The sequence below is a fragment of the Paenibacillus sp. FSL R10-2734 genome (assembly GCF_037963865.1).
In the GTDB taxonomy this organism is placed as follows: domain Bacteria; phylum Bacillota; class Bacilli; order Paenibacillales; family Paenibacillaceae; genus Paenibacillus_AQ.
Genome location: NZ_CP150170.1, coordinates 4,269,246 through 4,285,054, shown reverse-complemented (window position 1 = coordinate 4,285,054; position 15,809 = coordinate 4,269,246). Strand labels below are relative to the sequence as shown.

Sequence of the window (15,809 nt, the reverse complement as noted above, 5' to 3'; positions counted from 1 at the left end):
AAAAACAGGGGGGAATTCGTTATTTTCGTAAGCGCTTACTGAAAAAGCCTAAACTTATTCCAAGTTCTTTCTACGATAGTCGGAGGGAGAGATGCCTTCAAGCTTCTTGAATTTTTCACGGAAATAATCTACATCGCTGAAGCCAACTTCGTTTGCGACTAGATGGATTTTGTAGCCTTGAGTTAGCAGCTCCTTGGCCTTTTCCATGCGGACTTTATCCAGGTAGCTGTTGAAGGAATACCCTGTGCTGTTCTTAAAAAGCTTCCCTAGATAAGCACTACTGTAGCTAAATACATCCGCTAGTGTGTCGAGCTTAAGATTCTTATTATAGTGTCGATGGATAAGGTCCAACATCCGCTTTAGGAAAACCTCCATATCGTCATGGGTAATACCTTTTTCATAATACTCCAGAAGAGTGGAGGTATAGCGCTGTAATTGAGGTAGAGAAATATGTTTATAAATTTGTTCGATCTGCTCATCCATGCTGCTGTGCAGAGGACTCAGCTCCTTATATTGGAGAGAGAGTTTATTGAGTAGAAAAGTGACGATACGCACATAACGCGATTTCACGGCCATCTCGGAATAATTGGCGGTAATCATTAGTTCTCCAGCTTCTTGAATCAGTGAGAATAGTAACGCGCTGCTGCCGGTATCCATAGAAAAAAACAATCGTTCCACAACGGACCCCAGCCGGTTTTCTATTTCCTCAGGACTAACTGACAGCTCTTTTTTTATTTTCATGGAATCAGGTCCAATCATCCCCGGTTCGTCATAGAAGAAATGCTCCTTCATCCTTGCCAGCGCAGATTGGTGGGAGACAGGGATATCTTCCAGTGTGTTCACCATATTACCTGCGGTGATGATACATTCAAGTTCATGGTCAAATACCACTTCCTGTATATTCTGAACCATTAATTTATGTACAAGCTCTTTTTGAAATGAGGGCTGCAGCAGAACGCCTAAATAAGAATCTAGCAAGAATACTACGCCCCAATCATGTTCTTCAAAGCTTTTCGCTAGTCTCGCCTTTACGACTGTTGAAGGGCCGTGGTCTGAATTGTCCTGAAGCAACAGCCTAATTAGGACCACCTGATAGGAATCCCAAAGAAGTCCTGCTTCAAGAACGGTTGTCTCCATTATTGGCGTAGTCTGGGCGCTTCGATCCATTAACAAGGATTGAACCAGCATCTCCCGGCTCCAAACCTTGACTGCGGTATGATTCTTACGATCGGCAATACGCGCGTCAAGCTCAATAGACAGATTTGCCAAGTATAGCTGCAATTCATCTTCATCCACCGGCTTGAGCAAATAGTTATCAATGCCAAAAGATAGTGCTCGCTTGGCATAGCTAAAATCCGCATAACCACTAAGGATAATGATGTGCATTTCCGGATCCAGCTTTCTCAGTTCTTCAACAAGCTCTAGACCATCTCTACCAGGCATGCGGATATCTACTATCATTAAATCAGGGGAGTAAAGTTCAAATTTATGCTTAGCCTCTATGGCATTCGCCGCGGAATCAATGACTTGATATCCAAGACTCTCCCAGTCTAGCAGAGCAACAAGTCCTTCGCGGATCGCCAGCTCATCATCTACAATCAACACGCTATACATAAGAATCACTCCTTAATGGAATCGCAAAGCTGATTTGCGTACCAAATCCGATTTGACTTGTTAAGGTCAGCCCACATTGCGGGCCGTAGGTCAGCTGCAGCCGCAAATGAATATTGCGCATCCCAATATTATTAGTTTCATAGTCATCATTGTTCTCTAGCATCTTTCTAATTTCTTGTATCCGCGCTTTTGAAATACCCGCCCCATTGTCAGATACCTGAACCTTTAGATAACTGTCTTCTAAGCGGATTTCTACACGGACCATACCGCCTTCAATTCGATTCTCCAATCCGTGGATGACACAATTCTCTACTAAAGGCTGAATAATCAATGGAGGAATTTGAAAAAGGTTCGCCTTTGGATCCACATGAAGCTCATAAGTGAGTCTGTCATCATAGCGGAATTTTTGGATGACCAGGTAGCAGTTTACGGTTTCAAGCTCACTTTGCAGACTGATCATCCCATTGCCGACCTCAAGGTTTTTACGCATCATTTTTCCCAATAGTCGAACGACTTGAGAAATATCTGCTTGGCCTCTAACAAGGGCTTTCATGCGGATTGATTCTAGGGCATTGAAGAGGAAGTGGGGATTGATCTGGCTGGCCATCATCTTGAATTTGATCTCATTCTGTTTAAGCTGGGTCTCATTTTTCTGCCGATTGGATTCCTGGACCTCGCTCATTAAATGGTTAATGTTCCGTACCATATTATTAAATTGTCTGGCGAGCTGACCGATTTCATCCTTACCGTCGATAACAAGCGTGGCCCCTAAATTTCCTGAAGCGACCTTAGAGATATGCTTGCTCAGATACAGCATCCTTCCGGTAAGTAGACGCGAGACATAGTAAATTAGGAGAATAGCCATAATCAATGCCGAAAGGATTACAATGGAAGCTAGAAAAATAATACGGTTGGGCTCATCGACGATACTTTCTACAGAAAAAATGGAAATGATGCGCAGGCTGTTCAAGCTTCCTCCTGGTTGCCAATGATCGATCATCATTTTGAAGGGTTTACCGTCAATAGTTACATCGTGGGGACCTAGCCCACTAGCGGATAAGGTTGTTAGGTCAATGTTCGTTAGTGATTTATTTTGTGTATCTACGCGATTTGAGGCAACGATATTGTCATTCTCATCCATAATAAGGGTTTCAAAGGATTCCTGCTTGAGGATAGCATTAAGTTTATTCGTATTCACATTCACAACTAGTACACCTGTAGTTCTCTCCTTATAAAAATTAACCTTTCGGATTAGACTCAAATAATATCGTCCATCACGATTGTCTCGAATATAATTCCAACGTACCAATCCCCTTTGGGCGAGCGCGGTTTGGTACCACTGCTCCTGCTTAACATTCTCATCCACCTGTAGAAACTCCCAGTTGTCAAGAACCGTTGGGTTGTCGATATACAAGCGGATACTGGATACTTCGTTGTACAATCGGACAAAATCACGGAAATCAGGATAGTTCCAGTAAGCTTCCACAACATCATAGACAGATTCATAACGATGGTTGGCTACCTCTTCCAGACGACTGTCATTTGATAGACGATAGGCAATATCAAGTGGGATGTTGAGCATTTCGCCAGTCCGTTTCTTCACCCGATCCACATTGGCGGTAATCTGCTCCAGTGCATTAGCCATTGCCATATTCCGAAGTTCATTCGTGAGGAAAAGCCCTACAATTAAGACTGGAAGAAGAACAACAGAGCCAAATGACAGAAACAACTTCGTTCTTAGTCTTAGATTATTCATTAGCGTGATGATACGGGCATACACGAATACGGGCCACCTCCAGAAGTGTTATGTTAACGCTTACATTAAAGTATATCTTTAAATGAACTTCCATTAAATGTGATCATTTAGGGATTTATTGTCTTCTATTATGGAGTTTTGGATAGGGGAGATTTTATTTAAAAATCTACTATTGAGTAAGCCCTATTTTTAATCTGTATTGATTATCGTATTCTTATAAAAACACAATTTGATAAGTAAAGTCACAACGGGTTGGAGTGAGAATATGCCTCGAAATATAAATAGGGATCAAGAATTACGTAAGGAAAGAACTAACGATATATTAAAACATGCCGTTGAACTATTCGCTCAAAAAGGTTTAGAAGCCACGAAGATATCAGATATTGCTAAAAAAGCTGGCATGAGCCATGGGCTTATATATAACTATTTTAAATCAAAAGAAGAAATTTACGCTTCGCTCATACATCTGAACTTGATTAGCTTTAAAGAACAACTCGAAGAACTATATCAGACTAAAAGCCCAAAAGAGCTCCTTGAAGGCATTGTGCGAGATTTTGATAAACGGAAATGGAATGAGGCGGGGTTTCATTATTTCTTTGTGGAGCAAATTATAAATTCTGATGCAGTCAACCTTGAGCTTAAAGAAGCATTAAATAGGGACTACGATGAGGTGTTAGCATTCTTATCGAAGATTTTTAAGGAAGGGATGGAGAATGGAGAATTTCTTCCTGGCGTACCAGAGTATCATGCGCACTATTTCTTAACCGTTTTACAGGGAACCATTGTTTTTAGTTCTAAAAAGCTGCCCCAAAATATTTACGGCTACACCATGCTAAGCTATCTGTACCAATAACGAGCATTTCATTGATTGAACTCTACAAAATAAATAGAAACCATTGATCTTAATTGAACTAGATCGGTGGTTTTTTATTTATCCAATTCAATGGTCTCGAATTTCTTTACCGAAGAATTAATTCATAAAAAATCATGTACAATAGTTCATAAGATTAAACCATTAAACCAAAGGGGCTGCCTATGGACAGACAAAAACGTTTGAAAAATCTGGCTGAGGAATTTGGTGAGTGTAGCAAAGCTCTAGCAGCCATTGGAGATGAGACCCGTCAATCTATCATTATTGCTTTGATTGAAGGTGAAAGTATAAGCGAAAAGGGAATCAGAGTTGGCGAGCTGACACAAAGGACTAATTTATCACGTCCGGCCGTCTCTCATCACTTAAAAATATTAAAAGAAGCCAATTTGATTGGTTATGATCAAGAAGGAACAAAAAACTATTATTATCTGGATGTACTCAAGAGTGATATTTTCAGACTCAAAAAGCTGTTTGACCATATTGATGAGTTCATCAAGGATTCTCAAGAACACGAACAAAAACAATAAATGATGAAGGGTGATAGAAATGAAAAATGTGATTTTAATGGGTGGAAGTGGCTATATCGGAACACATCTAATGGAAGAATGGTTAAGAATAGACTCAAAGGTTCAGATCATCAGCTTATCTCGGAATGGAAAGCCTGAGAAGCTATTACCGAGCCTTGTGAACCATAAGCGTGTTAAATGGATGTCTGTCGATATTTTTGATATCGATTCTTACATTTCTAAGCTGCCTCAAGAAGCACATGCCATCGTCGATTTGATTGGTACGGCTACCGCAAACAGCAAAGAAGAGTTCGAAAAGCTGAATGTTGAACCTGTAAAAATCATGGTGGAGCTTATGAACAGATTGAACATCCCTAAGGGATCCTACATCTCAGGTCGAATTGGTATGCTGGGCAAAAACAAGCTGTTTCTTGAATCCAAGCAAAAGGGTGAGAATGTCGCCCAAGCGAGTGGTAAAAAAATCGGTATTGTAAAACCGAGTCTAGTATATGGGGATCGTCCTGATGCCGTCGCTATGGTTCCGTTTATAAAAGCAATGGGTCTGTTCAATAAGGATCTTAAACCTATCAAGGTAAAGCAGTTGGCTGACCAGATTATTCAAATATGCAACTGAAATGCAAATCAAGAGTTATAAAACATAGAATGACTAAAGGTACGTATGTGAGAGTGGCATAATTAATCTAATATAAGAACTGGTAAAAGGAGGGCTTTTAGCTCTCCTTTTTTCTATTATAATTCCATATTTAACTATAAAAGAGCAATACTTTTTGGGGTAAGACCTTTAATTTAAACAGATTAAATTGTAAGTAAGTTATGATAAGCTTCTATTTGTAATCGCTTACAATTATATAAATGGAAGGATGTGGTGAAGGAGAGTTCCACCAAACTACACTAGAAACGACAGACGAAAATACTTGAGGTCAGACAAGTAATATGAAATCAAAAAACTTAGGAGGTAAATTATGTTTAAGATGAACAAGAAAATCTTGACTGCATTTATTGCTGCTTCATTGAGTTTTAGCTTGTTTGCAGCAACTTCAAACGCAGCGACAGATTATTGGCAAAATTGGACCGATGGTGGAGGAACAGTAAATGCTACCAATGGATCAGGTGGGAATTACAGTGTTTCATGGTCAAATACCGGGAATTTCGTTGTCGGTAAAGGCTGGAATACCGGATCACCCACAAGGACTATAAACTATAATGCCGGCGTCTGGGCACCATCCGGAAATGGATATTTGACACTCTATGGGTGGACGAGAAACTCACTCATAGAATATTACGTAGTTGATAGCTGGGGTACTTATAGACCAACTGGAACATTTAAAGGCACCGTGACCAGTGATGGGGGCACATATGACATTTATACGACTACTCGAACCAATGCACCTTCCATTGACGGCACTGCAACTTTCACCCAGTTCTGGAGTGTAAGACAGTCGAAGAGACCAACTGGAAGCAATGTCGCTATCACTTTTAGCAACCATGTTAATGCATGGAAGACACACGGAATGAATCTGGGGAGTAGTTGGGCTTATCAAGTGTTAGCGACTGAGGGGTATCAAAGTAGTGGAAGCTCTAACGTAACAGTGTGGTAACAGACAATTGCAAATGGAACAACTGAAATCTCTTAATCATTGATATTGCTAAGGTTTGCCGGTCTAACAGCCGGCGGCCTTATATTTTCCAACAAATAATACTTACTTACATACTAGTGGACCAGTCAGTCATCACAACTTTTTATTTTTCTTATCAGTTCAAAGGAGATAAATCAATGAGAAAACTATTGATCTTCCTATTAATAGCTACAGTTGGTGTTATCGGCGCTTGCTCACAAGAAAATCCTGAAAAGAATGATAACGATATATTTGTAAAAGGTGGGACTTTTATAAACACAAAGTCCAACTACAATGGTGCAACCATATCGAACTTTTATATCGGTAAATATGAGGTAACACAAAAAGAGTGGATTGAAGTAATGGGAAGTAATCCTTCAGAATTCAAAGGCGACAATTTGCCGGTAGAGATGGTTAGCTGGTATGACGCTGTTGAGTACTGTAATAAGCGAAGTATGAAGGAAGGTTTAAAACCTTATTACAATATAGATAAGAATAAAGAGGACACAAATAATAAGAGTGATAACGATAATATAAAATGGACCGTAACGATCAATGAGGGAGCTAATGGTTATCGTTTACCGACGGAAGCAGAGTGGGAATATGCCGCAGGTGGAGGTCAGCTGAGCAAGAGTTACACATATAGTGGGAGTAACAATGCAGATGAGGTAGCCTGGTATTGGAAAAACGCAGGAGATAAATACCTATCTGGTGAATGGAACTGGCCTGTCATAGAAAACAACAAGAATAAAACAAAATCTATAGGTGTCAAGAAACCCAACGAGTTAGGAATTTATGATATGTCAGGAAATGTAAGGGAATGGTGCTGGAATTGGTACGGAGACATGGGAAGTGATATTGGTTCTTTCCGGCTAGTGAAGGGCGGCGGATGGATCGGCAACATCAATAACAACGAGATATCTTTTCAGGGCAAGTTCGATGCGAATGGTATGGGCCCTGATCAAGGTTTCCGTGTGAGTCGTGGCGAGTAAACGAGTGCGGGTATAGTACTCGTCTTTTAAGCTAAGGCACCCTTTCGTAGTTCACGGTATATGCTATAGTTTTTGATGACAAAATCAAAAAAAAAAGCAACCCACCAGCCAAAAAACAGGTGGGTTGCTTGCCTTGTATAAACGAAGCTTGACCCAATCTTTTCATCAATTCATCTATTGAAATTGCAACCTATCTCTCAACCACAGTTTCACCTTCAATTAACATGGGTTGATAATAAGTATTACTTGGCAGATCCTTTTTTCCTTGTAATTTCTTAATGACCCAATCCGCTGCATCTCGTCCCATGGTTTCTTGTGGGTGCGTCAAAGTGGTTAGTTTGATGTTCGCGTTTTGGGCGATATAGGAATTGTCCTGTCCAACGATCGATAATTCCTCCGGAATAGCGATAGACAATTGCCTGCAGGCATTGACTACTTCCAATCCAACCTCGTCGTTATAACACACAATGGCTGTGAGCGTGGCTCTATTTTTATTCAGGAAATCCTTCAAGTTAGTAGATAGCGTCTGTTTAGTCTCTGTGTTGAACGAGAAGATTTGATCTGGATAAAACCGCAATTTTGCTTCTTCGAGTGCTTTAATATACCCCTTCATTCGATACTTTCCTTGTAAATCGTCCATTTTTGCAATAAGCCCAATTTGGGTGTGCCCTTTGGATATCAATTCTTTTGTTGCCAGATAGCTGGACTGTACATCATCGAGACAAAGATAAGGCAGTTCTATTTCTTCATAAAAAGCATTGATCATAATGAGTGGAATATCCTGCTCCTTAAACGACAGGTAGTAAGCAATATTGGGGTTATATAGATTGCTTTTCGTAGGTTCAATAATTAAACCATCCACACCGTATGACAGCATCATCTCCAGGGCCTTTTTTTCTTGAGCAACATCGTTATTCGTACTAGCCAATAGTAGAGAATAATTATCCTCATTTAGTCGGCTCTCGATCCCCCGGATAATGGAAGGAAATATATAGTCGGAAATATAAGTCGTGATTACTCCTATGGTCTTCTTGTGGGAACTCCCGCTAGTCTTCGAGCGATATTGGTTACTAACGTAAGTGCCAGAACCCTTCTCGCTGCGCAGGAATCCTTCGTTGGATAGTTCTAATATAGCTTTTCGAACAGTTTGTCTACTAACTTCGTACATCGACTGCAAGGCAGACTCTGTAGGAATTTGTTCTCCTACATTGTAATCCCCCGAAAGGATTTTGCTTTTGATATCATCTATAATCACTTGATACTTTGGTTTCATGTAATTCCTCTTTCCATACTTGTTCGCTAAGTTATTCGTACATTCGGTAAAGTTGTATGTACAAATTATAGCATGACTGCGAAATAAATAGAAAGGGGCTCTTTTTCATGGGCTTTTAGTTCATGATACACCACATTAATATAGGATAAATCATTATTATATCCACATTTGTATGTATATATAACTATCTCATTGACAAATGTACGTACAAAAAATTATACTATACCTGTCAATTAAGAAAGCAAACTTTTATCATTACCTTACAAGAAGAAACGACGTTGTCGCCCTTTAATGACGATAACCGTTTCTCGTAAAAATATAAGGATATTATAGTTGTTTAGCATATAAATTCTTATATTTTAAAAAGCGCTATCAGAGAGGTGACTAACGTGATATCGAATCGATTAAGCATCGAGCAAGCGATCAATAATGGAGAGACTTCGCTAGGTATTGAATTTGGATCCACGCGTATCAAAGTAATACTTATTGATCATAACTTTCAAACGATCGCTTCTGGAAGTTACGAATGGGAAAATCAGTTGAAAGACGGCTTTTGGACGTACAACTTAGAGGATATTATCAAAGGTCTGCAAGACGCTTATCGCGAAATGAAGCAAGAAGTTGAACGGAATTACGGAATCACTCTTCAAACCATCGGTTCGATCGGGTTCTCTGCAATGATGCATGGATATATGGCTTTTGACGAACAAGATGAATTGCTTGTTCCATTCCGTACTTGGCGTAATGCAACAACGGGTAAGGCAGCCAAAGCATTGACCGATCTCTTTAAATTTAATATTCCTGAACGATGGAGCATTGCTCATCTTTATCAAGCGATATTAAACGAGGAAGAACATGTACCACGGATACGTTTTGTTACGACTTTAGCAGGATATATTCATTGGTTATTGACCGGAAACAAGGCACTAGGTGTCGGAGATGCATCGGGCATGTTCCCAATTGATGAATCCACAAGAAATTATAATGAATCTATGATAAAGCAGTTTGATGAACTTATTGCAGGCAAGGGTTATTCGTGGAAGACCAGTGAACTGTTTCCTAAGGTGTATTCTGCAGGGGAACAAGCAGGTATATTAACCGAAGCAGGAGCTAAGATCTTAGATCCATCACAGCATTTACTATCAGGTATTCCGCTTAGTCCTCCAGAAGGGGATGCCGGAACCGGGATGGTTGCGACGAATAGCGTTAGAAAACGCACTGGGAATGTCTCTGTAGGAACATCTGTATTTGCCATGATTGTATTAGAAAAAGAGCTTTCAAAGGTTTATCCGGAAATTGATATGGTCACTACACCGAACGGAAGTCCAGTAGGTATGGTTCATGCGAATAACTGTTCAAGTGACCTCAACGCCTGGCTCGGATTATTCCGCGAGTTCTATGAAGCGATGGGACAAAAGGTAGAATCTGAAAAATTATTCAGTGTGTTGCTGAATAAAGCTTTGGAAGCAGACATAGACGGTGGTGGATTACTAAGCTACGGTTATTTCTCAGGTGAGAATATTACTGGGTTAGATGAGGGTCGTCCGCTATTTGTACGCTCGCCTGAGAGCAAGTTTAATCTGGCTAATTTTATGCGGACTCATTTGTTCTCTGCATTTGGAGCTTTGAAAATCGGAATGGACATTTTAATGAAGGAAGAGAATGTTGCGATTGATAGCATTTTAGGTCACGGTGGTTTATTTAAGACTCCAGTAGTTGGCCAAAAAATGATGGCAGCCTCAATGAATGTCCCTGTTTCTGTAATGTCAACTGCCGGAGAAGGCGGTGCATGGGGAATGGCTATTCTTGCCTCGTACATGATGAACAAAAAACAGGAAGAAAGCTTGGAAGACTTCCTAGATCAAAAAGTGTTCAAAGATGTTAAGGGGGAAGAGATTCTTCCTGAACCAAGCGATATTAAAGGATTTGAAATCTTTATCGAGCGATATAAAAAAGGTCTGGCCATAGAGCAATCCGCTGTTGACAATTTAGTGTGAGAATGGAGGGAGCAAGATGTTAGAGCAACTTAAAGAAGAGGTTTTTCAAGCCAATCTGGAATTGCCGAGACAAGGTCTTATTAAGTATACATGGGGAAATGTGAGTGCGATTGATCGCGAAACTGGTTTATTCGTAATCAAACCAAGTGGTGTAGGCTATGAGACAATGAAAGCCAGCGACATGGTAGTCGTTGATCTGGATGGCAATGTGGTTGAAGGGGAGATGAGACCTTCATCCGATACACCTACTCACGCAGTGCTTTATAAGCATTACTCCGAAATCGGAGGGATCGTGCACACGCATTCCACTTGGGCGACTATATGGGCACAAGCAGGACTTGATGTTCCAGTAATGGGTACGACGCACGCCGATACATTCTATGGTTCTATCCCATGTGCGCGTTTCTTGACACAAGAAGAAATAGATCGTGGTTACGAAGCAGAAACGGGTAATGTAATCATCGAAACCTTTGAACAGCGTGGAATAGATATTATGGCGGTTCCCGGTGTTTTGCTTAAGGGACATGGCCCATTTACTTGGGGTAAAGATGCAAAATCAGCGGTAATGAACAGTGTTGTGCTGGATGAAGTATCGAAAATGAATTTGTTTGCCAGAGAATTGAACCATTTTGCGGAGGAATTGCCTCAACGCATTTTAGATAAACACTACTTGCGCAAACATGGAAAAGACGCATACTACGGTCAAAAATAATCAAACCATAAAATTTAGAAAAGAGGATGTATATGTCAACAGTTGTAGCAAAAGAATTCTGGTTTGTCGTAGGTTCACAGCATCTTTATGGGGAAGTAGCATTAGCTGAAGTTAAAGCACACGCACAAACGTTAACGGATGCTTTGAATAAAAGCGGAGTTTTACCTTATCCAATTGTGTTACAAGATTTGGCAGTCAGCGCTGATAAAATCACAAACATCATGAAAGAAGTCAACTACCGTGACGAAGTTGCCGGTGTTATTACTTGGATGCATACATTCTCGCCTGCAAAAATGTGGATCCGCGGTACAAAGATGCTGCAAAAGCCTTTGCTTCATCTTGCTACGCAATTTAATGAAAGTATTCCTTGGGCAACAATCGATATGGACTTCATGAATCTTAACCAATCCGCTCATGGTGACCGTGAATATGGTTTTATTAATGCCCGTTTGAACAAACAAAACAAAGTTGTTGTAGGTTATTGGGAACGCCCTGAAGTCCAAAAGCAAATTGCAGAATGGATGGACGTAGCCGTTGCTTATAACGAAAGCTTCAATATCAAAGTCGCTCGCTTTGGTGACAACATGCGTAACGTTGGAGTAACTGAAGGAGATAAAGTTGAAGCCCAAATTCAATTTGGTTGGACTGTTGATTACTTTGGTATTGGTGACCTTGTTCAAGTCATTAATGAAGTTAAGGAAGAAGAAATCGATGCATTGCTCGCTGAATATTCAGAGCTGTATGAATTCGATTATGGTACTAACAGTAAAGAAGCTTGGGAAGCTAGCGTAAGAGTACAAGCAAGCTATGAAATCGCCATTAAACGTTTCCTTGATCAAGGCGGTTACAATGCCTTCACATCGAACTTCGAAGATTTACATGGAATGAAACAACTTCCAGGGCTTGCTGTACAACGTCTGATGGCACAAGGATATGGTTTTGCTGGTGAAGGCGATTGGAAGACTGCAGCACTCGATCGTTTGCTTAAAGTGATGAGCCATAACCAATCCACTGGCTTTATGGAAGATTACACTTATGAATTAACGGCTGGCCAAGAATCCATTCTTCAATCTCATATGCTAGAGGTAGATCCTACTTTGGCAAGCAACAAACCAAAAATTATCGTTTCTCCACTAGGTATTGGTGGTAAAGACGATCCAGCTCGTTTAGTATTTGATGGTAAAGCAGGAGACGGTGTAGTGGTTTCCATGGCTGACTTTGGTACTCATTACAAGCTTTTGATCAACGAAGTTACTGCATTTGAGCCGACGGTTCCAGCTCCACACCTTCCAGTAGCTCGTGTACTTTGGAACGTTAAGCCTAACTTCCAAGATGGGGTTAAAGCTTGGATCGAGAATGGCGGCGGACATCATACCGTTGTATCATTAACGCTAAACACAGACCAAATTATTGCTTATGCAAAGCTTGTGAACTTAGAATATGTAGTTATTAAGTAATGCTAAAGTTCTATGTATCTTAAAATAGTAAAAAAAGAACCTTTATCATAAGGTTCTTTTTTTACGTGAAAATCAACTTATCATTTTTTCAATAAATTCGATAATTCCCACTCAGGGCCAGTAAACTAAAGAAGTACAGACAGTTATCATAATAACGACGTTGTCCAGTGCGCAAAGGTGTATCCCAAAACAAACGGACAAAATGCTCTGCCTCCGGCTCATCAGAAGCAAGGGAAGCCATGGCGTTGGTCGCCAACAGACCTATCGGATGCAGCGCCGGTTCGTCGAAGGGCTGTCCCTCAATGGTATACCGCCGGTAATCGGAAACTTCGATATTCCTAAAAAAAGCCTGAATCCGGTTACATTGATCGACCTGCCAGCTGTCCTTTTGGAACCAAGCCCAGTCCAGACCGATATTAGCCGCTACCCGGTAAGCATCACTGAAAAAATGGCTGAAATCACCATGAGGCTGGGGTTCTGCCGGGGTTCCATTAAAATTAGCATATTCAGGAGCAAGGCCAGTTATCGGATGGCATGCAGAATGCAGATATGTGCGGCTGGCTTCCGCAGCTTCTCGCCAAAACATGTGGTCACGTTCGTCAGCCCACAAGGCGAACAAATCATAAAAATGGGGGAGATGGTAAGACGGATCACTGAAGGTGGATTCCGGTACGAATTTGATCAATTTCGTTTCCGCGTCCCACATTGAGTCGCCATCTCCTGTTTCAGTTTTATGTACACAAGCATGCAATATCGTTCGGGCCTGCTCAGAATAATTATAAGGTTCCGGACCGTTCCCCCAACGTTTTGAGCCAAAAAACAGAGCCATGGCGAAAAACTCTTCCCCGTCCGGTGCGGGTCCCTGAGAAATCCTTGTACCGTCAGGCTTGCAGTGCCAAGCAAAGTAATTGGCATAGCGACCTTCTTTGTGCTGCATAAACGTCTTTGAGAAGTTCCATAGACGATCAAACTCTTCTTTTTTATTCATTTGAACGGCCATCATCATTCCGTAGGACATTCCTTCTGACCGTACGTCTAGATTACCTGTATCCAGAATATAGCTTTTATCCTCGTCCTGCGGATAGTAGATTCGTACGTTCGGATCTCCATAAAATAAATCATTCCAAGTTTCATCGATTTTAGCGTTGATTTCATCTTCAGATAAGCCGAGCTCCTTAAATATATTGCGATAATCCCCCGTATAAAAAGCACCTTGTTGTGTCATTGACATCAAAAACGCCCTCCTGTGAACTATAGCATGCAGTCCATTTTAATAAAAAACTAAGGATGGATGGTTTGAATGGTGCCATCATCGTTGTATCTCAGCTCTGTATATTTTACAGAACGCTTGTTGTCAGCTCCACCAGACAAAGAACTGTCATGATAAAATAAATACCATTTCTCTTTAAACTGAACAATAGAATGGTGCGTTGTCCAGCCTAACACTGGAGAAAGGATTTTTCCTTGATATTCATAAGGTCCAAGCGGATCTTTACTGATAGCGTATACAATATTGTGGGTAGTACCAGTGGAATAAGAAAGATAATAATACCCGTTGTATTTATGTACCCATGGACCTTCAAAATATCTTCTCTCTTCATCTCCAGCAAGAATCGGATTTCCGTTCGTATCGATGATGGATATCTCTCTAGGTTCACCTTCAAAGCTCAGCATATCCTCGCTCAATTCCGCTACGATAGGTCCAAGAGCTGGTGCCGTTTCAGACGGCCCTTCGGCATCCGCAATAAATGAGCCGGTTTGCCATTTTTCAAGTTGACCTCCCCAAAGACCACCAAAGTATATATACGATTTACCATCATCATCAACGAAAACAGCGGGATCAATGCTATAACTGCCGGGAATGTAGCTTGGTTCAGGTGTAAATGGTCCGGAAGGTGAAGAAGAGGTGGCGACCCCGATACGGAAAATATCGTCATGGTCTCTGGCTGGGAAAAACAAATAGTAGGTATTGTTTTTGTATGCTGCATCCGGAGCCCACATTTGCTGCTTAGCCCATGGAACATCCTTCACATGAAGCACTTCACCGTGGTCAACACAAGGGGAGCCATCTCCATCAATAGAAAGAACATGGTAATCCTCCATATTATATTGGTCACCATTGTCATTAGAGATCATTTCGTGATCCAGGTCATGTGAGGGATAAATATAAATTTTGCCTTCAAAAACATGAGCGGAAGGATCCGCAGTATAAATATGAGTTACGAGAGGTTCATTGGGTTGCACAGGCTTTGTCAAGTCATTTCCTCCTATAAAGTTAATCGCTTACAAAGTTAATGGTATAAGAACTTTAGGACTCTGTATATATAGCAACTATAGTTTATACCCCACAAAGTTTAGGACATAAAAAAGAACCTTTAATCAAAGGTTCTTTTTTTACTACTGTCTTTGTCCGTGGAATTGTCGATGAAGTTCCCGAACTTGTTCTGCAAGCTCCGTTACAGGGCCATCTACGACCGCATTATGGATAACTTCCTGAATGGTCAAAGTACGGACGGGGGATGCTGCAACGCCCATATCGCTTAACCACTGTGATAATTGCTGCGAAGAGCTCGCATAAACAATTCGTCCTAATTGAACCCAACCGTGAGCCGCCGCACACATAGGGCAATGTTCCCCGGAAGTATACACAGTTGCCTGCTTACGTTCTTCCAGTGACATATTCTGAGCCGCCCAGCGAGCTAAAGCGAATTCCGAGTGCTGAGTATGGTCACCACCGCATACATGGTTACTGTCTTCAGCCAAGACCTCTCCATTTGCTGAGACCAGGATGGAGCCGAAAGGTTCGTCCCCAACCTCGAGTGCGATTCGGGCAAGTTCAATACAACGCTGAAGATGTTTGATATCCGTATCGTTTATCATGATGATAGAGCCTCCTGAAATTTAATTTATAGATAAATCTCACGAACAGTAGGCCTAAGCCTGTTTGTTCACCGCATTCTTCTATGTTAGCATGTAAAGTATTCGATTAAAAAT

At 41.0% G+C, this 15,809-nt stretch carries 14 protein-coding genes; 8 read left to right on the top strand and 6 right to left on the bottom strand.

The genetic code is table 11. The features are described 5' to 3' along the window. Positions 1–54 precede the first annotated feature (54 nt). Both NSS67_RS18665 and NSS67_RS18660 read right to left on the bottom strand, forming a co-directional pair. A complete protein-coding gene (locus NSS67_RS18665; RefSeq protein ID WP_339315088.1) occupies positions 55–1,614 on the bottom strand; it encodes a response regulator transcription factor in 1,560 nt (519 codons plus the stop codon). After that, the gene (locus NSS67_RS18660; RefSeq protein ID WP_339315087.1) at positions 1,607–3,394 is read right to left on the bottom strand and encodes a sensor histidine kinase; all 1,788 of its coding nucleotides are present in this window, start codon (positions 3,392–3,394) and stop codon (positions 1,607–1,609) included. Before NSS67_RS18660 ends, NSS67_RS18665 begins: the two co-directional genes overlap by 8 nt. 241 nt (positions 3,395–3,635) lie before the next feature. On the opposite strand from NSS67_RS18660, the gene NSS67_RS18655 reads away from it, so the two are divergent. The 5 genes from NSS67_RS18655 to NSS67_RS18635 all read left to right on the top strand — a co-directional run bounded on the left by NSS67_RS18655 (position 3,636) and on the right by NSS67_RS18635 (position 7,376). Continuing rightward, positions 3,636–4,223: a TetR/AcrR family transcriptional regulator gene (locus NSS67_RS18655; protein WP_339315086.1), complete on the top strand. Its 588-nt coding sequence runs from the start codon at positions 3,636–3,638 to the stop codon at positions 4,221–4,223. Between the two features lie 182 nt (positions 4,224–4,405). Beyond that, complete coding sequence (locus tag NSS67_RS18650; RefSeq protein WP_339315085.1) at positions 4,406–4,768, top strand: metalloregulator ArsR/SmtB family transcription factor; 363 nt, start codon at positions 4,406–4,408, stop codon at positions 4,766–4,768. 19 nt (positions 4,769–4,787) lie between these two features. After that, positions 4,788–5,381 (top strand): NAD-dependent epimerase/dehydratase family protein, encoded by a 594-nt coding sequence (locus tag NSS67_RS18645; protein ID WP_339315084.1) that lies wholly within the window; start codon positions 4,788–4,790, stop codon positions 5,379–5,381. Positions 5,382–5,730: 349 nt separating this feature from the next. Further along, entirely contained in the window at positions 5,731–6,366 is a 636-nt protein-coding gene (locus NSS67_RS18640) for a glycoside hydrolase family 11 protein (RefSeq protein ID WP_339315083.1), read from the top strand. 176 nt (positions 6,367–6,542) lie between these two features. Continuing rightward, entirely contained in the window at positions 6,543–7,376 is an 834-nt protein-coding gene (locus tag NSS67_RS18635; RefSeq protein WP_339315082.1) for an SUMF1/EgtB/PvdO family nonheme iron enzyme, read from the top strand. A gap of 190 nt (positions 7,377–7,566) precedes the next feature. On the opposite strand, the gene NSS67_RS18630 is transcribed toward NSS67_RS18635, so the two are convergent. Further along, a complete protein-coding gene (locus NSS67_RS18630) occupies positions 7,567–8,649 on the bottom strand; it encodes a GntR family transcriptional regulator (protein WP_339315081.1) in 1,083 nt (360 codons plus the stop codon). A 389-nt stretch (positions 8,650–9,038) separates the two neighbouring features. On the opposite strand from NSS67_RS18630, the gene NSS67_RS18625 reads away from it, so the two are divergent. Genes NSS67_RS18625 through araA form a run of 3 tightly spaced genes read left to right on the top strand, consistent with a single transcriptional unit; the run spans position 9,039 to position 12,815 of the window. Next, positions 9,039–10,646 carry an FGGY-family carbohydrate kinase gene (locus tag NSS67_RS18625; protein ID WP_339315080.1) on the top strand — a complete coding sequence of 536 codons (1,608 nt, stop codon included), beginning with the start codon at positions 9,039–9,041 and terminating at the stop codon, positions 10,644–10,646. A gap of 16 nt (positions 10,647–10,662) precedes the next feature. Beyond that, complete coding sequence (locus NSS67_RS18620) at positions 10,663–11,358, top strand: L-ribulose-5-phosphate 4-epimerase (protein WP_339315079.1); 696 nt, start codon at positions 10,663–10,665, stop codon at positions 11,356–11,358. A 32-nt stretch (positions 11,359–11,390) separates the two neighbouring features. Continuing rightward, positions 11,391–12,815: an L-arabinose isomerase gene (gene araA, locus NSS67_RS18615; protein WP_339315078.1), complete on the top strand. Its 1,425-nt coding sequence runs from the start codon at positions 11,391–11,393 to the stop codon at positions 12,813–12,815. An 88-nt stretch (positions 12,816–12,903) separates the two neighbouring features. Here the strand turns inward: araA and NSS67_RS18610 are convergent, their stop codons facing one another. From NSS67_RS18610 to NSS67_RS18600, 3 genes are all read right to left on the bottom strand, one after another. Beyond that, entirely contained in the window at positions 12,904–14,046 is a 1,143-nt protein-coding gene (locus NSS67_RS18610) for a glycosyl hydrolase family 8 (RefSeq protein WP_339315077.1), read from the bottom strand. Between the two features lie 50 nt (positions 14,047–14,096). After that, entirely contained in the window at positions 14,097–15,071 is a 975-nt protein-coding gene (locus NSS67_RS18605) for a glycoside hydrolase family 43 protein (protein ID WP_339315076.1), read from the bottom strand. Positions 15,072–15,212: 141 nt separating this feature from the next. Next, positions 15,213–15,695 (bottom strand): nucleoside deaminase, encoded by a 483-nt coding sequence (locus NSS67_RS18600; RefSeq protein WP_339315075.1) that lies wholly within the window; start codon positions 15,693–15,695, stop codon positions 15,213–15,215. Positions 15,696–15,809: the final 114 nt, after the last annotated feature.